This window comes from Streptomyces azureus (assembly GCF_001270025.1).
Classification (GTDB): Bacteria; Actinomycetota; Actinomycetes; order Streptomycetales; family Streptomycetaceae; genus Streptomyces; species Streptomyces azureus.
Genome location: NZ_DF968243.1, coordinates 1 through 24721, shown reverse-complemented (window position 1 = coordinate 24721; position 24721 = coordinate 1). Strand labels below are relative to the sequence as shown.

General features: G+C 73.4%; 23 protein-coding genes and 1 pseudogene. 16 read left to right on the top strand and 8 right to left on the bottom strand.

Translation table 11 applies throughout. From position 1 onward, the window contains the following. Positions 1-70: 70 nt before the first annotated feature. A complete protein-coding gene (locus AOQ53_RS12245) occupies positions 71-1069 on the bottom strand; it encodes an endonuclease/exonuclease/phosphatase family protein (RefSeq protein WP_059417051.1) in 999 nt (332 codons plus the stop codon). A gap of 42 nt (positions 1070-1111) precedes the next feature. Next, the gene (locus tag AOQ53_RS12240; protein WP_059417050.1) at positions 1112-1951 is read right to left on the bottom strand and encodes an alpha/beta fold hydrolase; all 840 of its coding nucleotides are present in this window, start codon (positions 1949-1951) and stop codon (positions 1112-1114) included. 75 nt (positions 1952-2026) lie between these two features. Here AOQ53_RS12240 and AOQ53_RS12235 point away from each other — a divergent pair, with 75 nt between their 5' ends. After that, positions 2027-3373: an aminotransferase-like domain-containing protein gene (locus AOQ53_RS12235; RefSeq protein WP_059417049.1), complete on the top strand. Its 1347-nt coding sequence runs from the start codon at positions 2027-2029 to the stop codon at positions 3371-3373. Here AOQ53_RS12235 and AOQ53_RS12230 read toward each other — a convergent pair. Continuing rightward, a complete protein-coding gene (locus tag AOQ53_RS12230) occupies positions 3270-4238 on the bottom strand; it encodes a hypothetical protein (RefSeq protein WP_059417048.1) in 969 nt (322 codons plus the stop codon). The two genes, AOQ53_RS12235 and AOQ53_RS12230, sit on opposite strands and share 104 nt — an antisense overlap. A 93-nt stretch (positions 4239-4331) precedes the next feature. Beyond that, positions 4332-4772 carry a hypothetical protein gene (locus tag AOQ53_RS12225; RefSeq protein WP_059417047.1) on the bottom strand — a complete coding sequence of 147 codons (441 nt, stop codon included), beginning with the start codon at positions 4770-4772 and terminating at the stop codon, positions 4332-4334. A gap of 820 nt (positions 4773-5592) precedes the next feature. On the opposite strand from AOQ53_RS12225, the gene AOQ53_RS12220 reads away from it, so the two are divergent. The 8 genes and pseudogenes from AOQ53_RS12220 to AOQ53_RS12190 all read left to right on the top strand — a co-directional run bounded on the left by AOQ53_RS12220 (position 5593) and on the right by AOQ53_RS12190 (position 13412). Next, positions 5593-6243: an antibiotic biosynthesis monooxygenase family protein gene (locus AOQ53_RS12220; protein ID WP_201785072.1), complete on the top strand. Its 651-nt coding sequence runs from the start codon at positions 5593-5595 to the stop codon at positions 6241-6243. A 130-nt stretch (positions 6244-6373) separates the two neighbouring features. Continuing rightward, a pseudogene (locus AOQ53_RS44125) lies at positions 6374-6550 on the top strand (serine/threonine-protein phosphatase); the annotation flags it as partial. An 84-nt stretch (positions 6551-6634) separates the two neighbouring features. After that, on the top strand, positions 6635-7696 hold the full coding sequence (locus AOQ53_RS12215) for a serine/threonine-protein kinase (RefSeq protein ID WP_059417138.1): 1062 nt from the start codon (positions 6635-6637) through the stop codon (positions 7694-7696). A 107-nt stretch (positions 7697-7803) separates the two neighbouring features. Further along, the gene (locus AOQ53_RS12210; protein ID WP_236711669.1) at positions 7804-8157 is read left to right on the top strand and encodes a hypothetical protein; all 354 of its coding nucleotides are present in this window, start codon (positions 7804-7806) and stop codon (positions 8155-8157) included. Between the two features lie 4 nt (positions 8158-8161). Continuing rightward, positions 8162-11215: a caspase family protein gene (locus AOQ53_RS12205; protein ID WP_236711668.1), complete on the top strand. Its 3054-nt coding sequence runs from the start codon at positions 8162-8164 to the stop codon at positions 11213-11215. Next, positions 11215-12627 carry an extracellular solute-binding protein gene (locus tag AOQ53_RS12200; RefSeq protein WP_059417044.1) on the top strand — a complete coding sequence of 471 codons (1413 nt, stop codon included), beginning with the start codon at positions 11215-11217 and terminating at the stop codon, positions 12625-12627. Before AOQ53_RS12205 ends, AOQ53_RS12200 begins: the two co-directional genes overlap by 1 nt. A 114-nt stretch (positions 12628-12741) precedes the next feature. Then, positions 12742-13218: a hypothetical protein gene (locus AOQ53_RS12195; protein ID WP_059417043.1), complete on the top strand. Its 477-nt coding sequence runs from the start codon at positions 12742-12744 to the stop codon at positions 13216-13218. Continuing rightward, positions 13197-13412, top strand: a complete 216-nt coding sequence (locus tag AOQ53_RS12190; RefSeq protein WP_059417042.1) for a hypothetical protein — start codon at positions 13197-13199, stop codon at positions 13410-13412. The genes AOQ53_RS12195 and AOQ53_RS12190 overlap by 22 nt, the downstream gene beginning before the upstream one ends. Before the next feature lie 317 nt (positions 13413-13729). Here AOQ53_RS12190 and AOQ53_RS12185 read toward each other — a convergent pair whose 3' ends face one another. Further along, a complete protein-coding gene (locus tag AOQ53_RS12185) occupies positions 13730-14404 on the bottom strand; it encodes an HAD family hydrolase (RefSeq protein WP_059417041.1) in 675 nt (224 codons plus the stop codon). 115 nt (positions 14405-14519) lie between these two features. Further along, entirely contained in the window at positions 14520-15329 is an 810-nt protein-coding gene (locus AOQ53_RS12180; RefSeq protein ID WP_236711667.1) for an MBL fold metallo-hydrolase, read from the bottom strand. Between the two features lie 67 nt (positions 15330-15396). Between AOQ53_RS12180 and AOQ53_RS47350 the strand changes: the two genes are divergently transcribed. From AOQ53_RS47350 to AOQ53_RS12155, 5 genes are all read left to right on the top strand, one after another. After that, on the top strand, positions 15397-15900 hold the full coding sequence (locus AOQ53_RS47350) for a winged helix-turn-helix transcriptional regulator (RefSeq protein WP_099054585.1): 504 nt from the start codon (positions 15397-15399) through the stop codon (positions 15898-15900). A 277-nt stretch (positions 15901-16177) separates the two neighbouring features. Then, the gene (locus AOQ53_RS12170) at positions 16178-17521 is read left to right on the top strand and encodes a helix-turn-helix domain-containing protein (protein WP_059417038.1); all 1344 of its coding nucleotides are present in this window, start codon (positions 16178-16180) and stop codon (positions 17519-17521) included. 46 nt (positions 17522-17567) lie between these two features. Beyond that, positions 17568-18599 (top strand): permease, encoded by a 1032-nt coding sequence (locus tag AOQ53_RS12165; RefSeq protein WP_059417037.1) that lies wholly within the window; start codon positions 17568-17570, stop codon positions 18597-18599. Then, positions 18596-19363, top strand: a complete 768-nt coding sequence (locus AOQ53_RS12160; RefSeq protein ID WP_059417036.1) for a TIGR03943 family putative permease subunit — start codon at positions 18596-18598, stop codon at positions 19361-19363. The genes AOQ53_RS12165 and AOQ53_RS12160 overlap by 4 nt, the downstream gene beginning before the upstream one ends. 205 nt (positions 19364-19568) lie before the next feature. After that, positions 19569-20360 carry a GAF and ANTAR domain-containing protein gene (locus AOQ53_RS12155; protein WP_059417035.1) on the top strand — a complete coding sequence of 264 codons (792 nt, stop codon included), beginning with the start codon at positions 19569-19571 and terminating at the stop codon, positions 20358-20360. A gap of 251 nt (positions 20361-20611) precedes the next feature. On the opposite strand, the gene AOQ53_RS12150 is transcribed toward AOQ53_RS12155, so the two are convergent. Further along, positions 20612-21415, bottom strand: a complete 804-nt coding sequence (locus tag AOQ53_RS12150) for a hypothetical protein (RefSeq protein ID WP_059417034.1) — start codon at positions 21413-21415, stop codon at positions 20612-20614. Positions 21416-21760: 345 nt separating this feature from the next. Here AOQ53_RS12150 and thrS point away from each other — a divergent pair, with 345 nt between their 5' ends. Next, the gene (gene thrS / locus AOQ53_RS12145; protein ID WP_408055158.1) at positions 21761-23017 is read left to right on the top strand and encodes a threonine--tRNA ligase; all 1257 of its coding nucleotides are present in this window, start codon (positions 21761-21763) and stop codon (positions 23015-23017) included. A gap of 6 nt (positions 23018-23023) precedes the next feature. Here thrS and AOQ53_RS12140 read toward each other — a convergent pair whose 3' ends face one another. Then, complete coding sequence (locus AOQ53_RS12140) at positions 23024-23581, bottom strand: pyridoxamine 5'-phosphate oxidase family protein (protein ID WP_059417032.1); 558 nt, start codon at positions 23579-23581, stop codon at positions 23024-23026. Positions 23582-23710: 129 nt separating this feature from the next. Here AOQ53_RS12140 and AOQ53_RS12135 point away from each other — a divergent pair, with 129 nt between their 5' ends. Beyond that, positions 23711-24667, top strand: a complete 957-nt coding sequence (locus AOQ53_RS12135) for a nucleoside hydrolase (protein WP_059417031.1) — start codon at positions 23711-23713, stop codon at positions 24665-24667. The last annotated feature ends 54 nt before the right edge of the window (positions 24668-24721 follow it).

Here is a 24721-nt window from a genome sequence, read left to right as displayed (position 1 = left end):
GAGAGTGACTCAGGAGAGCGACTCATGGGGGGCGTCTGTCCGGCGTCCCCCTTTCCCTCTCATTCCCCTCTCACCGACCTGAGTGCAGCGTCAGGTCCGTCACCACCGCCCGGTGGTCCGTGTCGGCCACGTCCAGGACGCGCGTGCGGTCGGCTGCGAAGTCCTTAGACACCAGGACGTGGTCGATCTGCGTGCCGAACGTCGGGGCCGTCACGGCCGGCCAGGTGGCCGTGCGGTCGGCGTCGTCCAGGCGGGCGGCGTCGCTCAGGCCGGTGTCGAGGATGCGGCGGAAGGCGGCGTGGTCCTGGGAGGCGTTGAAGTCGCCGGCCAGGATCAAGGGGGTGCCGGGGTCGGCGGTGGCCGCGTCGCGCAGGGCACCGAGTTCCCTGTTCCAGAGGTCCACCTGGCCGGGGACCGGGGGCATGGGGTGGGCGAGCTGGAGTCGTACGGGATGCCCGTCGACGTCGGCGACCGCCCCGGGCATGCCCATGGTGCCGGAGACGCCGCCGGTGGGCCGCAGCGGGAAGCGGCTGAGGATGACGGAGCCCTCGGAGCCGCCGCCCTCGACGGCCCGGCGGTGCGGGTAGTCCTGGGAGAGGTCGGCCGTCAGTCGCGCGTCACACTCGTATTCGCATTCCTGTACGAAGACGATGTCCGGTTTCTCGCGGCGGACGGCGGCGGCCAGGGACCCGGTGCCCTGCCCGAACTCGACGTTCGAGGTCAGTACGCGCAGTTCGGCGACCGGGCGGCCGACGGGGTCGCCGACCTTGCCGTACGGCTCGATGAACCAGGCCAGCAGGCCGAGCAGGACCACGCCCCAGGCCGTCCCGAGCCACCACCGGGACAGCAGGGCGAGCAGCAGCGCCAGGGCGGTGGGGGCGAGCAGCCAGGGGAGGAAGGCGAGGACCTGCGGGACGGGCGTGATGCCGTCGCTGCCGGCGGTCCGGAAGCCGACGAACACGCTGACCGCGGCGAACAGCAGGGCGGCGCACCAGGCGCCGAGCCGCCGTCCGGGCGGACGGTGTTCCGGCCCGTCGGTGGCGGTCCACTCGGCAGCGGCGGTGTCCAAGGCCCGGCCTTCCGTTCGCGGGTGGGGTGCCCGAATCCTCCCTCAAAGACGGGGTGGGGCGGCGGAAGGTTGCCGCCGGCCGGCGTCCACGGGCTGTGCGTCGACGCGGGCCAGGAATTCCCCGAGTGCCCTGTCGAACTTCTCGGGGCGTTCGAGGTTCGGCATGTGGGCCGCGCCCTCGATCACGTGCAGGGACGAGTCCGGGAGGGCCGCGTGCATGGCCCGGGCGTCGGAGACGGGCGTGTAGGTGTCGTCGGCTCCCACGACGACCAGGGCCGGGACGGTCACGCGGGTCAGCAGGGCGGCGTAGTCGGGGCGCCGGGCGCGGGCGCGCAGAGCCGCGGCGGCGCCCTTGGGGGAAGTGGCCGTCATCATGCGGTGGACGTGGGCCTTGACCTCGGCGGGGGCGTAGGGGGCGACCATCCGCTCCAGGACCTCGTCGGCGTAGCCGCGCATGCCCTCCCGCAGGAGGCGGTCCGCCATGGCGTCGCGGGTGCGGACGCCCTCCGGGGTCTCCGCCGCCGGGAAGGTGTCCGCGAGGACCAGGCCGCGGACGCGGCCTGGGAACAGTCGGTAGCAGTCCATCGCGATCTGGCCACCCATGGACAGACCGGCGAGGACGAAGGAGTCCACCCCCAGTTCGTCGAGCAGGCTCTCGACGTCCCGGGCGAACTGCGAGAAGTCCGTGAGGGCCGGTGCCGTCGGGGAGGCGCCGTAGCCGCGCAGGTCGGGGGCGATGACGCGGCGGGCCGCGGAGAACGTGCCGAGCTGCGGGGCCCACATGGTGCGGTCGAAGGGGTGGCCGTGTACGAGAACCAGGGGGACAAGGGGCTGCCGGGAGGTTACGGGGCCTTTGTCCTCGAATGCGAGGAAGGGTGCCATGGGACGACCCTAGGCAGCTCCAACTACTCAGTGCAATAAGATCTTTGCTCTCGGTGCAATCCAAGGGGGAGACCGATGGGTGACTACCGCCGTATCGCCGACAGGATCGCCGACGACATCGCCAGCGGGCGGCTGAAGGCCGGTCAGCGGCTGCCGCCGCAGCGGGCGTTCGCCCGGCGCCGGGGAATCGCCTCGTCGACGGCCGGGCGGGTGTACGGCGAACTCGTACGGCGTGGGCTGGTCGTCGGCGAGGTCGGGCGCGGCACCTTCGTACGGGCCGCCCCGGACGGGCCGACGGGGCAGGCGCTCGTCGAGCCCGGCGCGGCCGACGCCCCGGTCAACCTGGAGCTCAGTTACCCCAGCGCGCCCGGCCAGCCGGAGCTCCTCGCCCCCGTTCTCGCGCCGCTGCTGCGTCCCGACGTGCTGGCCGAGGCGCTGCTGCCGGCCGCCGCCACCGGTACCGGGTCGGCCCGGGAGGCCGCGGCCGCTCTCCTCGCCACCCCCGGCTGGCGCCCCGCCCCGGACCGGCTGCTGTTCACCGGCAACGCACGGCAGGCCATCGCCGCCGTGCTGGCCTCTCTGGTCCGGCCGGGTGGCCGGGTCGGCGTGGAGCAGTTGACGTATCCGCTGGCCAAGGAGATCGCGGCGCGGCTGGGCATCATCCTGGTGCCGCTGGCCGGTGACGCGGCCGGGCTGCTCCCGGAGGCCGTCGCCGCCGCGCACCGTTCGGCGCCGCTGTCCGCCCTGTACGTGCAGCCGACGCTGCACAACCCGACGTCCCTGACGACGAGCCGCGCCCGCTTACTGCAACTCGCCCAGCTGGTCCACGACCTGAACCTGCCCGTGGTGGAGGACCGCATCTGGTCCTTCCTGCACGAGCCGGGCGATCCACTCGCCGCTCACGCCCCCGCCCTCACCCATGTCGTCGACGGCCTCTCCAAGCGGGTCGCGCCGGGGCTCACCGTCGGTTTCCTCGTGGTGCCGCCGCACCGGGTCGGGGCCGTGGCCGGTGCCGTGCGGTCGGGCGGGTGGAGTGCGGGGCGGTTCGCGCTGGAGGCGGCCGTGCGGTGGGCCGGGGAGGGGACCGTGGCGCGGCTGGTGGCGGACAAGCGGGCGGACGCGGCGCGCAGGCAGAAGATCCTCGCCGAGGAGCTCGCGGGCTTCGCCGTACGGTCCGACCCTGGCGCCTACTTCGCCTGGTGGGAACTGCCCGCCCCGTGGCGCGCGGACACCTTCACGGGGGCCGCCGCCGCGCACGGCATCGCCGTCACGCCCGGCCCCGCCTTCGCCGTCGCCCCCGGCCACACGCCCGACGCCGTCAGGCTCGGGATCGCGTCGGCTCCGGAGCCGGATCTGCGCCGGGCGCTGCGGACGCTCGCGCACGTCGCCGCGAGGCGAGCCGGGGACCGTACCGGCCCGTGAGCCACGAGCCGAGCGCCACCGTCAGGCCGAAGGAGAACAGCAGCCAGGACACTGTCAGCAGGGTGGCCGTCAGGGCGTCGTAGACCGCGCCGGCAGCCGGGCGGTGGAGCGTGTCGGGCAGGTCGGCGAGGGTGAGGCGGCGGCCGATCGCGACGGCCAGGACGAGCAGCCCGCCGCCCAGCGCCGTGCCGAGGCCGAGCGCGATGACCGCGCGGCGGCGGCACACGGCGAGGGCGACCCCGGCCGCGGCGCACACGGCGGCGGCGAGCGGCAGCCAGAAGGCGGCGGTGTCCAGCACGTGGTATCCCTTGCGCAGTCGGTCCACGTCGTCGGCCGGGAGCACCGGGACCCGGGCGTGCAGGACCGGGATGCGGTGGGCGAACGGCACGTGGTCGTCGGCGAGCTGGCGTTTGACCCGGGCGACGACCGGCGCGAGGTCGACGGTGACCGCGGCGGCGCGCGAGCCGTCGTCGCGCAGGGCGCGCAGCACCGCGTCGTGGACGGCCTGGTTCGCCACGTCCCAGCCCGTGCGGAACGCCTCGGTGCGGGTGAACGAGCGCACCGCGTCGTGGACGAAGGGCCCGACCGTGCCGCGCGGCGGGCCTGTGTCGAGCTTGTGCCCGGCCTCGCGCATGATGCCGTCCCCAATGGCGTCCGCGACCGCGCGCTGCACGTCCGGGTCGGCGGCGAGCGGCGCCATCGCCCGGACGTAGCGACCGGTGTCGGTCAGCCCGTGCGCCGCCCAGGCGGCGAGCGTCCCGAACGGCACGAGCAGGCACGCGAGGGCCAGCAGAACGGCCGACAGGGCGTTCCGCGGTCGTAGGGGCGCCTGTTCGGGTTCGGGCGCCCGATCGCGTTCGGACACCCTTCCAGGCAAGGCGCCGGAGGCCCGGCCCGCGACCGGCGTGACTGCATTCGGGCCCACATGCCGAGCCGAAGGTGTCGCACTGGTATGTCGTCAGTCGACGCGTCGGCCGGCGGCGTCCTCGTGTGTGTAATAGCGGTAGAACAGCGTCACGAGGACGCCCGCGCCGACGACCAGCCCCAGCCCGGTGGACCGCAGCACGGACTCGCCGGTCTGGCTGTAGAGGAAGCCGATCGCGCAGCCGGTGAAGGCGAACCAGAGCAGCGCGTGGAGCTCGCGCCGCAGCCGCGGGGCGACTTTCCGCACGGCGGCGTACAGCACGGCGAACACGAGCGCGGTGAGGAAGCCGAACAGCAGGTTCCAGCCGGTGATGGGCCCGGCGTCGCGCCGGTTGGCCGCGGCCCAGTAGCCGTAGACGAGCCCTAGGACGACGGGTACCGCGACCTTCGCCATCGCGTGGGCGCGCGGGCTGAAGACATCGGGTGTACGGCGTCGCGTGGTCACCTTGCGTGAGGCGGGTGCCGCATGAGCCATGAGAGCTCTCCTCTCTCCCTGCCCCTGCCTACCAGGGCACACCGGCGGGGACCCACCGGCAAGTCGGCGGAACGCGGGACGCGCCGCCCGGACCGGGTGCGGCACCGTGTTCCGCTGGAGCCGTGAGGCGCCGCCACGGGGCAAGGCCGGCTCGACCGGTACCCCCCGGGGCCGGCCGCCGGGACGCCGTGCGGCGCCAGGAACTGCTGCCGCCCGGCTTCGGGGACCTCGCGCCCGGCCCGCTCTCCGGGCGGACGACGGGACTTCGCGGACACCCCCTGGGCACGGTCGAGGCGGCGGCCGCGCTGCTCGGTACCTCCCGGGAGGCCGCGTACCACGAGGCGGACCTCGCGACGGTCGCCGAGCGGCTGGAGACGCGGATGGTCCGGCACCGCGGGCACACGGTGGCGCCGGGCCGGGCGGACGGCGACCTTCCCCAAGTTCTCGGCTTCGCTCGAACAGGGGCCCCACCGCCACGGCCGTCCTGCTCGGCTTCCCCGAGGACGACCGGGAGGCGGTGGACGCCGTCGTCTTCGGGCACGAGCCGCCGCTGGCGGCCGGGCCGCACGGGGTACGCGGCCTGTCGGCCGGGGACGGGCTGCCGCCCGGCTTCGGGGACCTCGCGCCCGGCCCGCCCGCGGTACGGGGGGCGCGGGTGGCCGCCGACCAGGTGATCGATTCCAAGGGGTCAGCGGTCGGAAAACAGGGATCGGGTGATGGGTCAGCCGGTGGCGCAGAAGCCCCACCAAGCAGTCGGGCCCTGGACATAGTTGCGTCGCTCGCCGGGCAGCGTGACCGGTCCTCTTGACCTGAAGTATGGTTGAGGTTTCACGATGGCGCGGTGACTGATAACGGAATCACCCTGATCGACGCGTGGGAACTGCCCGAGGACCGGATCGACGAGTCCATCGCACGCTGGCGGGAGCGCGTCGGGCTCATCCACGCCGCCCCCGGTTTCCGAGATGCGCGGCTGCACCGCAGACTGTTCCCGGAGTCCCGGCTCGGCCTGGTCAATGTGGCGCACTGGGACAGCATCGAAGCCCGGGACGAGGCGCTGGCGAATCCCGGCTTCACCGCGTCGGCAGCCATCGCGGCCAGCTATGCCACCGTGCACGGCGGCTGGTATGAGGTGGCGGCCGAATTCCGCACGGTGGGAAACGGTTCGGGCGAAGGGCCGGGAATCACCTTCGTCAATGCCTTCGAGCTGCCCGCCGAGCGGATCGATGAATTCCTGCCGCACTGGCTCGGCCGCGCAGAGCTGCTGAGCAAGGCTCCCGGCTTCCGTGACAACCGGCTGCACCGTGCCGTGGACCCGGACACTCGCTTCCAGCTGGTCGGCATCGCGCACTGGGACAGCCCCGACGCATGGCGCACAGCAGACCACGACCCCCGCTTCCAACAGCGCCTGTCCACCTCCCCTGACTTCGCCATCGCCGACCCCGCGCTCTTCCGGGTTGTCGCCGAGTTCTGAGCGCGGGTCGTACACTCCCGGCCGTTCGCCCCGGTGCTCGGATCACGACCGCACCGGACAGCCCGTCCTACGCTCACTGGCGCTCGTCGGCCTTGGCTCCCGTCAGGGTGAACGCGACCGGCAGGCCCTGCAGGAGGTGACCCGGGCCGTCGCCGACGACCCCCGCACCGCCGGTCCGGACCGCCTGGCCGCCTTCGTACGGGACGGCACGCTGCGCCACTGCGGCGGGCGCCTGGCCGACGACACGACCGTCTTCGCCGTGCGCCGCCGGACCGTCCCCGAGGAGGGGGTCGAAGCCCCCGAAGGCGGACGTTTGCGGTCCTTGAGGCCCCCCTTTGCAGCCGCAGCGGTTACGGTGCTGCCGTACGTGATCGACAGGGGGAGGGACGAGATGCCCGGAACCGTGCTGCTGCTGGCGGCCTCGCCGGTGGGCAAGGGGCGCCTGGTGGACGCCGCGTCCGTGCTCCCCGTCCTGGCCGCCGTCCCACCCGGCGTGCTGGCCGGCACGGACACCGCGAACGTCGTCGAACTCGCCGACCCGCTGGAGCCGCAGGCCGTCCTCACCCGGCTCCGCGCCGCCGCGGCGGCCCCCGGCCCGCTCACCGTGTACGTCACCGGACAGCTCCAGCTCGACCGCCGCCAGCGCCTGCCCCACCTGGCGCTGGCCCGCACCACCGCGTCCACCGCCCGCTACACGGCCTTCCCCTGGCACTGGTTCCGGGACGAACTGCGGCTGAGACCGGCCGGCGCGACGACCCTCCTGCTCGACCTGCACGCGGACGCCGAGACCTGGGAGCTGCTGCGCGGCACCCCGCTGGACTCGGGCCGCGGCAACGCCGTGCACGGCCGCATCGCGCCCCCGCCGTCCAGACGCACGGTCGCGGCACCGGCGTACATGAAGGCCGTCGCGACGATCCTGCGCAGCGGCTTCCGGCCGCCGGTGGAGCAGTTGCACCAGCAGGCGCTGGCCCGGATCGCGCCGGAGAGCGCGGGCACCGACCTCGTGCTGAGCACGCCGGGCCCCTCGGCCGGTGATCCGCACGCAGCCATCACCGCCGCCGTCCAGTCCGGCCGCCACTCCGACGCCGACGTGCTCGCCGCCCGGCACGAGCAGGCCGCCGTCGCCGCGCACGGGCCGGCCTCCGAGGAGGCCCTGCACTGGGCCGAGGTCCGGGCCGACCTGGCGATGTTCGCCGGGGACGCGGGCCGCAGCTGCCACACCTGGCTGACGGTGGCCACCGTCCGCCTGAACGCCGGGCAGGCGCCGGACGCGCCCGCCGTCGAGGCCGCCGTGGACCGGGCCCACCACCAGTGGGGCCAGATCCGCGACACGGCGCGCGCCCGTGAACTGGGCGCGGCACTCGCCGAGTTGCGGGGACGGGTCCCCGGGCGGCGCGAGGGGGCGCTCGATCATGTGCAGCGGCAGTTGCGGCAGTTGCAGACCCAGCCCTGACCACGCGTGCGCCGTGTGCGCCTGGCGTGAAGGGGGCGTGCAATCGCTTGCACAGGTCGCGTCACAGGTCTGCCGCCGAGGCCTGACCCGGTGTCATGATGTCGGGCATGACAGAGGGGGACCGAGTGGCTGTCTTAGGCGTACGCGTCCGGCTGGGCGACGGGGCGACCATGGAGGATGTCAGAGCACTGCGGGCGTGGCTGGAGCGGGACGAGCCGTTGGAGAACCTGCTCTCCGCCCAGCACCTGCGCATCGAGGAGCGGACCAGGACGGACGGCACCAAGGGACGGCTGGGGCCCGATGTCGAGCTCATCCTCAGGCTGCTCAGTGATGTAGCGACGGTCGCGGCGCTGACCGACTACACCGCTCGCGCGGTGAAGACCTGGAAGAACAACCGCCGCAGGCTCCATGGCGGCGAACCCGATACGGACATCCGCCAGCTGGGCCCCGACGGGGAGTAGTCCGGTGAGCCGCTTCGACCCGCGCGGCAGAGCGAACCGGGCGTTGCTGGTCGGTGTGTCCGAGTACGACCACACCGCGCCGGATACGCAGGGTGTGTCCGGCCAGCTTCCCGCCGTGCGGCACAACCGGAAGACGCTCGAGGACGCGCTGTACCGGGGCGGCGTGTTCGGCGCGGGGGAGATCAGGGCGCTGGCCTCGCCGTCCCGGGGCGACTTCACGGGCGCGCTGCACCGCGCCGTCCGCGAGGCCGAGGGGCTGCTGCTGCTCTACTTCGCCGGGCACGCCGTCGTCACCGACACCTACACCCACAAGCTGCACCTCCAGATGCGTACCGCGCGGATGGTCGCGGGCGAGGAACTGCCCGGTGCGGTGAGTTTCGCGGGGGTGCTGGGCGAGCTCTGCGCCCCCGAGAGCCGCGCCGAGAAGGTGCTGGTGATCCTGGACTGCTGCTACGCGGGCAACGCCGCGGCGATCTGGCACCGTTTCGAAGCTCCGCAGCAGAGCAAGGAGAAGGTCCTTCTCCTGATGAGCGTGCAGTCCAACCGCTGGATCCTGGGCGGGGACGCCGACGTCGCGACGCCGTTCACCCGTGAGGTGGTGCGCGTCCTCGACGGGGGCGGGGAGGTGTGGTTGTCCGAGCTCTATACCGCGGTGAGGCAGCGGATGGAGGACGCGGGCTACGAGGCGGAGGACAACGACCCGCAGAAGCCGCAGGCGCTGGCCCCTCCCTGGGACCGGGACGCGGATGTGCTGCTGGCGGCGGGGCCCGTGCGGTCGGCTGCGCCCGGCGTCGCGCCGGTTGTCGGTTCCGGGGCGTCCCCGGGGGCCGGCGGCTCGTCGGCTTCCGGTGTCACGTCGGATTCCGGGGTCTCGGCGGTTTCCGGTGTCGCGTCGGATTCCGGGGTCTCGGCGGTTTCCGGTGTCGCGTCGGATTCCGGGACCTCGGCGGTTTCCGCTGTCCCGACGGCTTCTGGGGCGGCACCGAGGGCCGATTCCGCGTCGGATCCCGGGGCGGCCCCCGGGACGGATCCCGGGACGGATCCCGGGGCGGCCCCCGGGACGGATCCCGGGGCGGTTCCTGGGCCGGCCTCGGGGTCTGGCGCCTGGGCGGTTCCCGGGGCCGCACCCGGGGCGGCCTCGGGCGGTGCCGTGCCGAGCACGGGGCTCGCACCCGGGTCGGCTGCGGGATCCGGCGCCACGTCGGCACCTGGAGCGACGGCACCCGGGGCCGTGTCCGAACCGGCTCCTGAGTCCGAACCGGCTCCCGAGGCCGGTGCGGCTTCTGAAGTCGGTGCCCTGCCCGCTGCCGCGTCGTCGTCCACGTCTCTGTCCCCGCCGTGGCTCGGGCGCCCCCTCGCGCTGTTCAGGGCCGTCGCCGAGCGGCTCGGCCGTACCGTCCTCATCCTTCTGCTGGCTCTCCTGTTCACCGGCGTCGGGGGATACGGTCTCTTCGTCCTGATCGCCGGCTCCGGGAGCTGTCGGCCCGCGCTGGAGCTGCGTCTCCTCACCGACCCCGATCTGGAACCGGCGATGAAGGCGGCCGCGGACGCCTACGTCACCTCGGACGCCAACACCACGGACGACGGCTGCCGGCGCAGCGGCGTCACCGTCTACAGCGCCGGTGCCGCAGGCGTGGTGACCGCGCTGAGCAAGCGGACCGACGCCTGGCAGCAACCGCGCGACGACGACAACCCGCAGCGGGACATCGGCCCGCAGCCGGACGTGTGGATCCCCGCCACCCGCGCGGACGTCCGCCGGGTCACCGCGGACCAGGACGACCGCGTCTTCGCCCACCTGGAGCCGGACACCGAGCCGTTCGTGTACTCGCCGGTCGTACTGGCCGTCCCTAAGGGCATGGACGGCGCCGTCGAGCGCACCGGGCGGTCGCTGTCGCAACTGTTCACCGATCTCGAACAGGCGCCCGGCGAGGCCGAGGTGCGCCGCCCCGACCCGGCGTTCGCCGACTCGGCGTTGCTGGCGACGGTCGGCCTGTACGGCGGCCGAGCCGACGCGCGCGGCGCGGAGCTGCTCATCACGCAGTCCGGCCGGCCCGAGCCCTCGGCCGTCAGGCTGCTGTGCACGCTGGCCGACGCCCACGCCGTGGACGACCGCAGCGCGGCCCTGGTCCCGGAGTTCCTGCTGAGGAGCGGCGTCGGCTGCCACCCCGCCACGCGCGCCCCGCGCACTGCCGCCTACCCCGACGACGTCCCAGGTCTGGAACCCACGTTCGTGCGGGTGCGCTGGGAGGACGGCGAGCGGGACGCCGACGCGCGGGACACCGAGACGGACCGCTTCCGCTCCTGGCTGACGGGCGACGACGGCCGGAAGGTGCTCGGCGAGCACGGCTTCAGGTCCGCCCGAGGCGAGCGGCGCCTGATCGACCCGAAGTCGGCCCGCGACGGGCTGATCGACGAGGTCCGGCCGGCGGATTCCGCCGAGCCGTCGGAGATGGACACGGCGCTGGAGCGCTACGGCAACGCGCACGGTCCCGGCCGCGTCCTGTTCCTCCTCGACAGCTCCGGCTCGATGGCCGGCCTGTGGGACGGGTCCAGCGGCGGCCCCGGCATCATCGAGCAGACCCTGACCGGGCTCGGCGGGGAGGACGAGTACGGGGTGTGGGCGGTGCACGGTCTCAAGGGCCGTACGCACACCGACCTGTTGGGCTTCGGCACGCACGCCCGCCGGGATGCCGAGCGCGCGCTGGACGCCGCCCGGGTGCGGGACGCGGAAGCCGATCCGTCCGCCGCCCTGCTGGACGCCCTGGCGTTCATGCGGGAGCGCGGCACCGGCGACGAGCGGCCGCAGCTGATCGTGTACCTCACCGACGGCGAGGACGACAACCGACTGACCGGCGACGGACTCGAGCGGGTGGTCGACCGGGCCCGCACCGCCGGCGTGCCCGTGGCCATGGTGACCCTGAAGAACGGGGCCTGTGACCGGGACCGCCCCGGCACGCGGATCGCGGAGGCCGGCCGGGGCCGCTGCCTGGACGCCGGGGACGACCTCGTGCCCGCCCTGCGCGACGACGTCGCCCGCACCGGAACGGGGGAGGAATGATGGCCCGACGCCTGACGGCCGCCTCGATGTCCCTGCTGTCGCTGCTGACGTTCACGGCCTGCACCGGCGGTGACGTACGGGAGCAACCGGCGAACGCCGACTCCTCCCCCCGGATCGTGGTGGCCAGCGGCCAGGACGTCACCGGCAAGAACGGCATCCGCCAGCAGCTCATCGACGCCTGGAACGCCAAGGAGGGCGAGCACGGCTACCGGGCCCGCCTGGTGGAGCTGCCCGGCTCCGCCGACCAGCAGCGCAGCCAGCTGCTCGGCGCCCTCCAGTCCGGCAGCGCCGAGTACGACGTGGTGAACCTGGACGTGACCTGGATCCCGGAGTTCGCGGACGCCGGCCGGATCCGCCCGCTGGGCGACTCGGCGGTCGAGGACCCCAAGGACCTCATCAAGTCCGTGGACAGGACGTCGTACTGGGACGGCAAGCGGTACGCGGTCCCCTTCAACAGCGACGCGGGCCTGCTGTACTACCGCAAGGACCACCTGGTGAAAGCGAGCGCCTCCCGGACCGACCTCCGCGGCGACGACGTCACCTGGGACGGACTCCGGGAACTGCTCGGCCCCCTCGACGACGCCGGGATCGATGACTACGAGGCGATCTGGACCACCCAGCTCGCCGCCTACGAGGGCCGTACCGTCAACGCGATCGAGGCGTTCGCCTCGGCCGAATCGGGCTTTCGGCTGACCGACGACGACGGCGACTACGTCGCGACCGAGGAGCAGTTGACGAGGGGGGTGACCGAACTGCGGCAGCGCACGCAGTCGCCGTACCTCCTGGAGGGGTCCGCCGAGTCCCGCGAGGCCGAATCGCTCAGCGCCTTCGCCGAGGGCCGCACCACCTTCCTGCGGCACTGGCCGTACGTCTACCCGACCCTGCACGAGACCTTCGGGGAGAACCTCGGTGTGGCCCGGCTGCCCGGCAAGGCGGTGCTCGGCGGCCAGAGCCTGGCCGTCACCTCGTCCACGTCCGAGCAGCGGGCGGCGAAGGCGGCCGAACTGATCGCGTTCCTCACCGACCCGGACAGCGAACGCTGCCTGCTGCGCGCCGGTTTCGCCGCGACCCGCGCCTCGGCCTACGAGGAGGCCGACACCGCCCCCGACTGCCGGCACGCCCGCGCGTACGCCGAAGGGCCCACGGCGTCCCCCACCGGCGAGAGCACAGGCCGTATGCCGCCCGACCGGATGGCCGACGGCACCAGCTACTTCCGCGAAATCCTGCGCCCGGCCCTGGGCGCGGCGGTGGAACGCCCCCGAACGCCCCTCTACGGAGCGGTGACCCACACCATCACCACCGAACTCGACGCCCTGTACGGCCCGCCACGAGGGCCGGGCGGAAGCCGGCCGGGGGACGCGGAGGTCGCGAAAAGCCTTCACGAGGCATTGAGGAAGATTTTGCCCGGTTGAATCTCCTCCCGGTGATGTTCACATCTCCTCCATTGCTTGCGTGTGTCCCGGTGGGTAGCGTCTTTTTCGCACTGACCATGCAATTCGAAAAACGGGGAAACGGGGACGGACTTCGTGAGCATACGAAGCAAGGGAATTTCTGCTGTCATCACCTTCGCCATGACCGGCGCGCTGTGCGGCGTCGGGGCGCAGGCGGCACAGGCGGCTCCGGCCCAGCCGGAACTCCGCGCCGGAGCGGACGAGATCTGCGCGGTCCTCGGGATCGGCAGCGGCGCGGCGGGCCTCACCAAGGCGCTGGCCAAGGGCGCTTCGTGGGTGGGGATCGGCGCCAGCGTCGGGTGTTACGCGTACACCAAGGCGAAGGAGGCCACGCCTGCGCAGAAGCGGGCCGCCATGATCGCCTCCTACAAGAAGTACCAGGCCATGAGTGACATCAAGAAGCTCGATGCGCTCGGCTACTACTGCCGCAAGAAGGGCAGCGGCGGTGGCGGCGGCACGGATGCCGCCCCCGCCAGCCCGACCGTGAAGGTGGGGTACCGCGACATCAGGATGAAGGGCGTGACGTACAAGTGCACGGCTACCGGGGACTGACCGGCCGCCGGGGCCCGGGCTATGGAGAACGCCTGCTGTTCTCCATGGCGCTGGTCGTGGTGAGCCTGTTGTGGATCACGCAGGACATGGCGGCGTGGGCGACGGCGGCCTGCGCGGTCGGCGCCGCCGGTGGAGCGGTCGGGGTGTGTTACTTCGGCTGGCATTACATTCGCGCCCGCGGGAATTCGCACTAACCGAATTCATCAGTGGGATTCACCCCTGGAATTCACTCATCGACTTCCTTGCTCACGTCACACTCGAACCAGACGGTCTTGCCGGGCCGGCCGGGCAGTGGAGTCCACCCCCATCGGTCCGTGACGGCGTCGACGATCAGTACGCCGCGTCCGTCCGGCGAGTTCGTCCACAGCTGTGGACAGCGGCGGTCGCGGGCACGTGTCCGTGACCTCCACCCGCACCCCGCGCCCGTCCGGCCGCCGCGTCATCAGCACCGCGGCACGCCGGTCGGGCGTGTGGCGTACGACGTCGGCGACCAGCTCGGTGGACGAGCGGATCAGCGGGCCGGGCCGTCTCGCAGTCCTCCGGCCCAGGCCAGCAGTTCGGGTTCGAGCAGGCTGGTCCCCCGCCAGTCGTGGTCGAGGTCGGCTCCGGGAAGAGACGGCACCACTGCGACGTAGAGCCCGGCAGCACGCGCCGAGGCGACGCCCGTGGCCGAGTCCTCGAAGGCGACGGAGCGTTGGGGAGCCGTGCCGAGTGCCTCGCACGCCGTGAGGTAGAGCTCCGGTGCGGGCTTGGGGCAGCGCACTTCGTCGGCGGCGAACGAGTGGGTGAAGCAGTCGGCGAGGCCGGCCGACCACAGTGCCGCGTCCAGCAGTTCCCGGGGGCTGTTGCTGGCTACGGCGATGGGTACGGCCGCCCGGCAGGCGCGCACCAGCTCCACCGCACCGGGGAGGGCCGCGGCGCCTCGGGAAAGCTCTTGGCGGACCCTTTCGAGGAGTTCGGTGGTGAGTTCGGCACCGGCGCGGGGGCGCCCGAGGTACTGGGCCATGGCCTCTCCGGCGGCCTCCACGGTGCGGCCGATGACCAGCGCCTTCTGTTCGGGACCGAAGGGATGACCGTGTGCTGCGAAGATGGCCGATTCCGCAACGGTCCAGCAGGCTTCGGTGTCGACCAGCAGGCCGTCGCAGTCGAAGACCACGGCCTCGGTGCGGGTGGGGAGCGAGCGCATGTCCCTACTGCCTAGGGTGATCATGAGTGATCACCCTAGGTTGGGACCCATGAAAGGTCCATATTTCTGCCCGAAATCGGGCAGGGGTGGCGCTGTTCGTCCTTGGTTCTGTGCATCACACCTCAGGTGACGTGCCCGACACCCCCTGGCCCGTGACGGCTGCGAGGCGGGAAAGCTCCCACGGGTCGTGCGCGCTGAAGACGGTGACCTCATCCGCATGGTCGCGTCGGAGGCAGCGCAGGCGGTCGCGGGTCTCGACGCGAGCCGCGGCGTCGGTCTGTGCTCCCTGCTGGACCGGCTCGAGGGCGGGGTGGGAAAGCGGCGGGGTGTGCTCGAGCTCGCCGTGATACATGTACGCGTCGCCCGCGTGCAGCAGCCACTGTCCGCCGCCGTCGCGCACGGCGACGCCCGCGTGTCCCGCCGAGTGGCCGGGCAGCGGCACCAGCAGCAGTTCGCACGCCGGCCCCTGCGGCCGCGCCACGCCTGGGAAGCCGAACCATTCTGTGCCCGCCTCCACGGGCGCGGGTGTCAGCAGCGGGTTGTGTGCCCGGTGCGCCGGCATGAAGCGGTCGAGGCTGTACCGGTGGTGCGCTGCCGCCGGGTCGGTGACGGCCCGGTACTCGTCGGGGTGCACATGCACCCGTGCGTGGGGGAAGTCCGGCAGCCCTCCCGCGTGGTCGCGGTGCAGGTGGGTGAGCACGATGTGCCGCACGTCCTGTGGCGCGTACCCGAGGCGGACGACCTGGTGCAGCGCGCTCTCCTCGGGGTTCAGCGCCGGCTGGGCGTAGGCCACCCAGTCCGCACCCAGCGACCGGTCGGGGTGTTGCAGATCGGCGGTGCCGAGGCCGGTGTCGACGAGGACCAGCCCGTCCGAGTCCGTCTCGATGAGCAGGCAATGGCAGACAGCGGCCCGTTCGCGGTTCACGACGCCTGCCGTGGGTTCTTCGCCGAGCGGCGGAATCTTCCGTAAGGAACCGCAGTTGAGATGACGGATGCGCACAAGGCCCCCTGGAGGAGAAGCGGCGGGCTGTTCGCGACGGACGTTAAGAGGGGCCTTCGTGACTCACCAAACGGTTGGACACGCACCGGCGGGTGATCAGGACGGCCCTCTCACGGACTGTCCGGACAGCGCCCTCGTTCCGCCGGGCCACGAGCCGCGATGCCCTGTCGACATCACCCTGGCCACGCTGAGCGGCCGATGGACGCCCCTGGTGCTCCGCGAGTTCCTGCGCCGCGGTCAGGCCACTTACTCCGAGCTGTCCGCCGCCCTGCCCGCCCTCTCGGACAAGGTCCTCTCGGACCGGCTGGCCCAGTTGACCAGCGCAGGCGTCATCGAGCGCCACCGCACCCCCGGCTGGCCTCCCCGCGTCCGCTACATCCTGACCAGTCAGGGCCGGGCGCTGGAGCCGGTGGTGCGCAGCATGTGGGAGTGGGGCACGGCACGACGGACCGGCCTGAGCTCATCACCAGTCCCATCGGACACGGGCCTAGGGTGACGCCCCGCCTCCCTCGGCCTCGAACTGGACACCGCGGAGTTCCGGCGGCTCCGCCGCTCTCGCCGGCCCCGCGTTCGCCGCGAGCAGTAGGGTCGCGACAGCGACGACGGCGGCGGCGAAGCCTCTGGCATACCGCTCGGCGGAGCGTGTGCGTTCGAGCACGGCGACCTCGCAACAGGGGCGGCGACTACGACAGCAGCGTATTAAGCACGTTTAACTCTCGGTTTAACCTAGGGGCTGCCGGAGCCGAACGGAAAGGGGGGCAGGGGGAGTCGGGGTGGGGGAGCGTGACGATCCGGGGACCATCGGGCGCCGGGTGCAGCGGCTGCGGGCCGAACGCGGGCTGACACAGCGGCAGTTGGCGGAGCCCGTGTACACCCCCGCCTATGTCTCCACCCTGGAGTCGGGCCGGGTGCGGCCCTCCGACGACGCCCTGCGGCATCTCGCCGGGCGGCTCGGTGTCGCCTTCGACGAACTGGCCACCGGGCGTTCGGCCCGGCTCGTGACCGAGCTGCGGCTGCGGCTGACCGAGGCCCAGCGCCTCTTCGCCGTCGGTGAGGCCGAGGCGGCGGCGGAGCAGTACGCCGAGCTGCTCGTCGAGGCCGAGACGCAGGGGCTGGCCGGGGAGCAGGCCGCCGCGCTGCTCGGGCTCGGCGAGTGCGCCCTGGAGACGGGCGAGCTCGTGGCGGGCCGGCAGTACTTCGAGCGGGCCGAGGCCTGTCTGGCCGGCGCGCCGCTGCCCGCCCGGGTCCCGGCGCTGCGCGGGCGGGCCGTCGCGCACTACCTCGCCGGGGAACTCCGGTACGCCGTCTACCTGCTGGAGACCACCCTCGACGAGCTGAACCGCGGCGGGCTGCACGACCCCGACGCCCTCCTGCTGCTCTACGCCAGCGCCATCGGACCGTACATGGACATGGGCGCGCACGCCCGCGCCGCCCAGGCCGCCGAGTTCGCCCTGGCACTCGCCCCGCAGTCCGGCGACCCGGCCCTGGTCGCGCGCATGCACCGGTCGGTCGCCCGCACCCTGGTCGCCGAGGGCCGCCTCGCCGAGGCCGACGCCTCGCTGGCCAAGGCGGCCGAGCTGTACCGCGCCCTCCAGGTCCGCACCGAACTCGCCATCTGCCACTGGATGCGCGGCTACGTCTACGCCCGGGACGGCCGGCTGGAACGGGCGGAGGCCGAGTTGCGGGAGGCCCTCGGCATGCTGTCGGCCAGGCGCGCCGCCCTCTACGGCAGCCAGGTCGCAGTCGAACTGGCCGACGTCCTCCACCGGCGCGGCAAGTCCGACGAGGCGGCGGCCCTGCTGCACGGCGTCCTCGACGGCCTGTCCCCCGAGCGCGGCGCCGTCCACTCCGCCGCCGCGCACCGCCTCCTCGGCATCATCGCCGAGGACGCCCGCCGCACCGAGGACGCCGAGGAGCACTACGTCCGCGCCCTGAGCCTGCTGGAGCGGGCGGGCACGGCCGGCGACCTGGCCGACCTGTGCCGCCTGCTCGGCGACCTGCTGCGCCGCACCGGACGGGTGGAGGCGGCCCTGGACGCCTACCGGACGGGTCTCGGGCACCGTACGGCCCCCGGCACCACCACCCTCGGGCCCGCGCCCGCACAGCCTCCCCTCTGAGGAAAAAGGGGCTTCGCACCGTCGTGCGGGTTAGCCTCCTCCGGGGATGCGAACGACCGGGGCGGGGCGCGTGGAGAACCAACGGACGGTGGCCGACGGCATACGGCTGGGCCTGCGGGCCCTCGTGTACGCCGTTCTCGGGGGCGCCGCGCTGATCGCCATCGGGACGGTCGTGACCGTGCTCGGGCCGATGCTGGCGCTCGATCTCTACACGCCACCCGTCGCGGCCTGGTGGACGGTGTTCACCGCGATCACCGTCCAGGGCGTGCCCTTCCTGCTGCTGGGCACGGTCGTCTCGGCGGCGATCGGCGCGTTCGTGCCCGAGCGGGTGTTCCAGCGGCTGCTGCCCCGCCGTACGGTGCTCGCCGTGCCGGTCGCGGGGGCGGCGGGAGTCGTCCTGCCCGGCTGCGAGTGCGCGTCCGTGCCGGTGGCGGGCAGCCTGATGCGGCGGGGTGTCGCCCCGGCGGCCGCCCTCGCCTTCCTGCTGTCCGCGCCCGCGATCAACCCCGTCGTCCTGGTGGCGACCTCCGTCGCCTTCCCGGGGCAGCCGGAGATGGTCCTCGGCCGGCTGGTCGCCTCGCTCGCCACGGCCGTGGCGATGGGGTGGCTGTGGGCGCGGTTCGGCCGGGAGGAGTGGCTGCGGCCGCCGAAGCGGAACAGCGCGCACGAGCCGGGCGGCGGGCCGCGGGCCTTCGTCTCCGGCCTCCAGCACGACTTCCTGCACGCCGGCGGTTTCCTCGTGCTCGGCGCGGCGGCCGCGGCGACCTTCGCCATCGTCGTGCCGAGGTCACTGCTGGAGGTGTTCACCGGGTCGGCCTGGCTGTCGGTGCTGCTCCTGGCCGTACTGGCGGTCGTGCTGTGCGTGTGCAGTGAGGCCGACGCGTTCGTGGCGGCGTCGCTGAGCGGCTTCTCGCCCACAGCGCGGCTGGCGTTCATGGTGGTCGGGCCGATGGTCGACCTGAAGCTGATCGCGCTCCAGACGGGCACGTTCGGCAGGTCCTTCGCGCTGCGGTTCTCCTCCGTGACCTGGCTGGTGGCCGTCGCGAGCAGCGTCCTGGTGGGGTGGTGGCTGCTGTGAGGCGCTACGGACCGGCCGTACTGCTCGCCCTCGTCGGCGCGGCGATCCTGCGGGTGTCGCTCTTCAGCGACCTGTATCTGCGGTACGTGCAGGTCGGGCTGCGGCCGTACCTGGTGGTGTCGGGGGTGGTGCTGGCACTGCTCGCGGTGGTGGTGGCGGTGCTGGTGCGGACGGCGGGCGAGCAGGACGACCCGGAGAACCCGGAGAACCCGGAAAGCCACGAGGACCCGGAGGACCTTTACTCCCACCCCGGCCACACCCACGGCCCCGCCGGCCCCCGCGTCGCCTGGTTCCTCACTCTCCCCGCCCTGGCCCTGCTGCTGTTCCCGCCGCCCGCCCTCGGCTCCTACAGCGCGGAGCGCGACGCCGACCGGCGTGCGGCCCGGGGCGTCGGCACCTTTCCGGCCCTGCCGGCCGGGAACCCGCTCGACCTCACGCTCGGGGACTTCGCCTCCCGGGCGGTCTACGACAGCGGCCGCTCCCTGACGGGACGCACGGTCCGGCTCACCGGCTTCGTCACCCGCGACGCCGACGGCACCTGGTACGTCACCCGCCTCCTCGTCTCCTGCTGCGCCGCCGACGCCACCACCGCCAAGGCCGAGGTGCGCGGCGCCGGCGCCCCGCCCGTCGACACCTGGGTCGCCGTCACCGGCACGTGGCATCCGGAGGGCGAGCTGGGCTCGGCCGCCGCCTGGCCGCCGGTCCTCGACGCCACCTCCGTACGGCGGGTGCGGCAGCCGGACAACCCGTACGAGAAGCGCTGAGGGCCGGACCCGAGGCGACGGCCCTGCGCAGGGGTTTCGCCCCACCTGCGACGGGTAGTCGGGGCACGATTCCGGGAGGGCTCGGAGCCGCCGCACACCGGCCGGCCCGGGCGGGCGGCGCTCACCGGCCCATCCCGTAGCCGGCGGCCGGCGGGGCCAGGCCCGGAAGAGCGTCGAGGGCGAAGGCCGGTGATCGAAGGAGGCGGTGGTCGTGCGGCCCAGGGACGATCCCCGAGGCGCACCGGGCGGCGACCCCGGCCCCCGCCGCACCGGGGGCGGTGACCTGGACCTGGACGGGCTCCGGGCCGCCGATGTGATCGCCAGTGGTGTGCGCGGCGCCGAACCCGGGGAGGTCCCGGGACGGCTGTGCGAGGTGGCGGTCGAGCTGCTGCCGGTGGTCGGCGCGAGCGTATCGCTGCGCAGCGAGGGCATGCCCGTCCAGCTGAGCGCGAGCAGCGCGCACGCCGCGCACCTCGCGCAGATCCAGGCGACGCTGGGCGACGGCCCCTGCCAGAGCGCGGTGGAGGACGGGACGCCCGTGCTCGCCTGCGATCTGACGACCGGCCGTGACGCGGGCCGCTGGCCGGTCTTCGCCCAGCAGGCGACGGAGGCCGGGGTGCGGGCGGTGTACGCGGTGCCGCTGGGCAGCGACGCGGTGTGGGTGGGCACCCTCGACCTGTACCGCGACAGCCCCGGCGGGCTCACCGACCGGCAACTGCACGTGGCCCGGCTCGTGGCCGGTGTCATGACGGTGGCCCTGATGGCACTGCCGCGCGAGGCCGAGGCCGAGTGGCGGGACGAGGAGCCCTGGCTGAGCGGACTGGGCGCGGACCACGAGGAGGTCTACCAGGCCGTCGGCATGATCATGGCGCAGCTCGGCATCAGCGCCGACGACGCGCTCGCGCGGCTCCGGGCAGACGCCTTCGCCCGCGACTGCACGGCCCTCGCCGCGGCCCGCGACGTGATCGCCCACCGCAGGCGTTTCGACCGGTACTGAGACCCGGCCGGCGGCTGGGGAGCGGTGTCGAGGTTTGGCTGGTGATGTGGGGGAGGGGCGAGGCCCTGCTGGCGCGTGGGGAGTGGGCCGTGGCCCGGTCGGTGGCGTGGCCTGGCTGGTGGCGCGGGGATGGGGGCGAGGCTCGGCTGGCGGCCTGGGAGTGGTGATGAGATCCCGTTGCCAATCGCGATGACGAGATCCGGTCGGCGCGTCGGAGCGTTATGGAGCCCGGGGGCCCCGGCCCGCATGTGTCAGATCCGTGCCTCTCCCTGCTTCCTGATCTCGGACAGGCGTTGCGCCCCGAGTTCCGCGGTCTGCTGCGTGACCTCCTCGTACACCTCGTCGAGGCCGGCGTTGGTGAGCGTGATCGTCTCCTCCCCGACCCGCACTGCCGCGAGGTCCATCGTGAGGTACGTCAGCTCCCCCTCTTCCGTCTCGCCGGCCAGGGTGACCCGCAGGGCCTGCCGGGCGTCCCCCACCGGCGGCAGCGGCATGTCACCGACCTGGACGGTCTGGACGCCGCCACGCGTGGTCGCGGCCGTGAACTCGCCGCACTTCCCCGGCAGCGACTCCAGCCAGGCCAGGGTGCGGTCGACGTCCGCCGGGGGGTGGACGGCGACGTGGTAGCGCAACTGGGCGTCGGTGTCGGCGTCGTCGAACGCGGCCGTCGCCTGCGGGCCGGCCGGGGTACCGAAGAGTTCCTCCGTGTAGAGGACGTCGAGCAGCCGCTGGCAGTCACGGTCCTCCGTGGTCGCCTTGAGCAGCCCGTCGCGCCAGGTCCTGGCACCCCGCGTCGGTCCCCACGGCTCCCCCAGATCCACCGCGGTGATCAGTGCCGCCTGGGCCTGGGCCTCGGTGAGGCCGGCACCGGAGCTCGCGGGCCGCTCGTGGGCGGGCGACGCGCCGGTGGGGGTGGCGGAGGCGGAGAACCACCGTGGCCGCGGCTCGTCCTGGACGGAACAGGCGGCCGTGACCAGCAGGGCCGTCACGGACAGGGCGTAGGCGAGGAGGCCGCGGGCACCTGGGCCGCGTCGGCCGGCCGGAGGGTGGGGCATCGGAGGGCCTCCTGCGGGGAGTTCATGGAGGTGCCTCGGGACGGGGCGGTCTCTCCAAGGTCGGGTACATGCCCTTACGGCACCACCGCGACGGGCGGCACACCAGTGCGACGGGCTGTTCGGGTGAGGGCGGCGTACGCGCGGCCGGTGCCCGCGACGCGCACGCGCTGCCGGCCCCCGGAAAAGCCGTCGCCCCGCACGCCGCCCTCCTGTTACGGTCACGCCCATGAAGCGCGCCAAGCCGTTCCCGTCTCTCACGACGACGCCGGAGAGTGTCCCGGCGCGCTGACAGCTGACGCAGATGTCCGAAGCCCCGGGGCGAGTGCCCCGGAGCTTCGCCGTGTGGTGCTCGCCTCAAGACCCGAGGAGCACGCCATGCACGACCACCGACGGCTCGGCCGTGAACTGAACCTCTTCGACACCGACCCGCTGATGGGCGCGGGACTGCCGTACTGGCTGCCCGACGGCGCGATCGTGCGGCACACCCTGGAGGAGTACGTCCGGGAGGCGGAACAGCGGGCCGGCTACCGGCACGTGTACTCGCCCGCCCTCGGCAAACGCGAGCTGTACGAGATCTCCGGGCACTGGGACCACTACAGCGAGGACATGTTCCCGCCGATGGACCTCGGCTCGGAACAGGTCCTGCTCCGCCCGAGCCTGTGCCCGCACCACGCCCTGATCTACCGCTCCCGCTCCCACAGCTACCGCGAACTTCCCCTTCGCATGGCGGAGTTGGGCGGCATGTACCGCTCGGAGCTGTCCGGCGTCCTCGGCGGCCTGACCCGGGTACGGGCCATCACCCTCAACGACGCGCACATCTTCTGCACCCTGGAGCAGGCCGTCGAGGAGGCGCGTGCCGCGCTGGAGCTGATCGGCCGTGCCTACGCGGACCTGGGCATCCGCGCGGCCCGCCACCGTCTGTCCCTCCCCGGCGAGGGCGGCAAGTACGCGGCGGACCCGGACCTGTGGCGGCGGGCCACCGCCCTGCTGCGCGAAGTCCTGGACGGTTCGGGCATCCCCTACGAGGCCGCCGAGGGCGAGGCGGCCTTCTACGGCCCGAAGATCGACGTGCAGATCGCCGACCCCGCCGGGCGGGAGGCCACCCTCTCCACCGTCCAGATCGACTTCCACCAGCCCGAACGCTTCGACCTGCACTACATCGGCCCCGACGGGGCGAAGCACCGCCCGGTCATGGTGCACCGCAGCGTCATCGGCAGCGTGGAGCGCGCGGTCGCCCACCTCGTCGAGGCCCACGGGGGAGCCTTCCCGCCCTGGCTGGCCCCGGTGCAGCTGGTGATCCTGCCGGTGGGGGACGAGCAGAGCGAGGACGCCCACGCCCTGGCCCGCCGCGCCCACGACCTCGGCCTGCGCGCCGAGGTCGCCGGCCCCGAGCACGGCACCCTCGCCGCCCGTGTCCGCGAGGCCCGGCTGGTCCCGTACCAGGCGGTGATCGGCGAGCGGGAGGCCGCCGCCGGGCTCGTGGCACTCCGGGTGCGCGACGGCCACTGCCCGGACCCCCTCCCCGCCGCCGAGCTGCTGCGCCGTATCGGGGACCGGGTAGCGGCCCGCGCCACCGGTCTGTGGGAACCGGCAGCTGCCTGATCAGGCTCAGAACGCCCAACGCGTGTGGCTGAAGACGCCGTTGTCGCGGCCGAAGCCGTACGCCGTCGCCGGTGCCACCGCGAACACCACATCGTCCCCGCTGCGGAACGCGTCCCCCATGCCGTGGAAGGTGCCCTCGGGGGAGGTGATGTGCGGCCCGTACTTCGTCTCGAACGCCGTGATCACCTCCTCCAGCAGCGCCGGGTCGGCAACCGGCTCCGCCGTGCCCTCGACCACGAGGTCGAGCCCCTGGGCGAGCGAGTTCGCGCCGGTGGTCAGCGCGCAGTGCGCGTCGTGCGCGAGGTTCTTCGCCTTCTGCTCCCTCCTGCCGGTGGAGAAGTACAGCGCTCCGTCGTGCCAGGCGGCGATGCAGGGCGTGACGTGCAGTCTGCCGTCGGGCCGCACCGTGGACACCCAGAAGATCTCGGCGGCCTCCAGATGCCGCTGGGCCTCGGTCCAGGCGACGGCGGTGGCGTTCGAGGCACCCGGCCGCGGATTGAGCGCGGAACTGTAACGGGCGTCGAGTTCGGTCGTGGGCTGCTTCGCGGGTCCTGGTGCGGGCATGGCGGATCTCCTTCGTCGGCTCTCCCCGATAACGAGCGGCGGCCCGCACCGGAATCATCACCACCCCAGGCCGTAGGGTCGCGGGTGCCGCCCCGCCCGGGAGCGGCCGGAGCGAAAGGAGGCCTAGTCGTGACGGACGGTCAGCGCATCCCGGTGATCATCGACTGCGACACCGGCGTCGACGACGCCCTCGCCCTGCTGTTCGCCGTACGGCACCCGGCACTCGACGTGCGGGCGATCACCTGCGTGGCCGGGAACACGGACGTGGACGGCGTGGTCCGCAACACCCTGACCGTGCTGGAGGTGGCCGGCGCCGGTGACATTCCCGTCGCCCGGGGTGCCGAGCGTCCGCTGATCGAGCCCGTGCGGACGGCACGGCATGTGCACGGGCAGGACGGGATGGGCGATCTGGGGCTGCCCGCGCCGACCCGTGTGCCGGTCGACGTGGACGCGGTGACGCTGCTGCGTCGCGAGATCCTCGCCTCGCCGAGGCCGGTCACGCTGATTCCCATGGCGCCGCTGACGAACATCGCGCTGCTGCTGCGGACGCACCCCGAGGTGACCCGCAACATCGAGCGGATCGTGTTCATGGGCGGCGCGGTGGCGACGGGGAACGCCACGCCGGTCGCGGAGTTCAACGTGTGGCACGACCCGGAGGCCGCCGCGGTCCTGCTCACCGCGGGTGTGCCGATCACGATGTACGGGCTGGACGTGTTCAAGAAGGTCCTGGTGCCCGCGGGGGAGGTGCAGCGGCTGCGGGCGAGCCCGGAGGCGAGCCTGCGGATGGCCGGTGAACTGCTCGCCCACCGGGACCCCGCCACGTCCGGCGATCCCACGCCCATGGGCGGCCTCGGTGACGCGGGTGCGGTCTGCGCGGTCGTCGACCCGAAGGGCCTGACCACCGAGCGCCTGCCGGTCGAGGTCGTCCTGGCGCCGGGGCCCGCGCGCGGCCAGACGATCGTCGACCGCCGGCCACGGCCCGGGGAGTCGGAGATCCACGAGGGCATGCGTGAACAGGCCTTGGTGGAGGTGGCCTTGGACGTGGACGTGGAGCGGTACGTGAACCTGTATCTGGAGACGGTGTAGGGCTCGGGGGCGTGCGCAACCCGGCGCTGCGGGGTGCCGCCGCGCCCACCCTCC

Excerpts from the sequence above, each read along its gene's own strand:
- AOQ53_RS12240 (WP_059417050.1), bottom strand. The coding sequence starts at position 1,951 with ATGGCACCCTTCCTCGCATTCGAGGACAAAGGCCCCGTAACCTCCCGG.
- AOQ53_RS12235 (WP_059417049.1), top strand. The coding sequence starts at position 2,027 with ATGGGTGACTACCGCCGTATCGCCGACAGGATCGCCGACGACATCGCC.
- AOQ53_RS12225 (WP_059417047.1), bottom strand. The coding sequence starts at position 4,772 with ATGGCTCATGCGGCACCCGCCTCACGCAAGGTGACCACGCGACGCCGT.
- AOQ53_RS12215 (WP_059417138.1), top strand. The coding sequence starts at position 6,635 with ATGCCCGGAACCGTGCTGCTGCTGGCGGCCTCGCCGGTGGGCAAGGGG.
- AOQ53_RS12210 (WP_236711669.1), top strand. The coding sequence starts at position 7,804 with ATGACAGAGGGGGACCGAGTGGCTGTCTTAGGCGTACGCGTCCGGCTG.
- AOQ53_RS12200 (WP_059417044.1), top strand. The coding sequence starts at position 11,215 with ATGGCCCGACGCCTGACGGCCGCCTCGATGTCCCTGCTGTCGCTGCTG.
- AOQ53_RS12185 (WP_059417041.1), bottom strand. The coding sequence starts at position 14,404 with ATGCGCTCGCTCCCCACCCGCACCGAGGCCGTGGTCTTCGACTGCGAC.
- AOQ53_RS47350 (WP_099054585.1), top strand. The coding sequence starts at position 15,397 with ATGCGCACAAGGCCCCCTGGAGGAGAAGCGGCGGGCTGTTCGCGACGG.
- AOQ53_RS12165 (WP_059417037.1), top strand. The coding sequence starts at position 17,568 with ATGCGAACGACCGGGGCGGGGCGCGTGGAGAACCAACGGACGGTGGCC.
- AOQ53_RS12150 (WP_059417034.1), bottom strand. The coding sequence starts at position 21,415 with ATGCCCCACCCTCCGGCCGGCCGACGCGGCCCAGGTGCCCGCGGCCTC.
- AOQ53_RS12140 (WP_059417032.1), bottom strand. The coding sequence starts at position 23,581 with ATGCCCGCACCAGGACCCGCGAAGCAGCCCACGACCGAACTCGACGCC.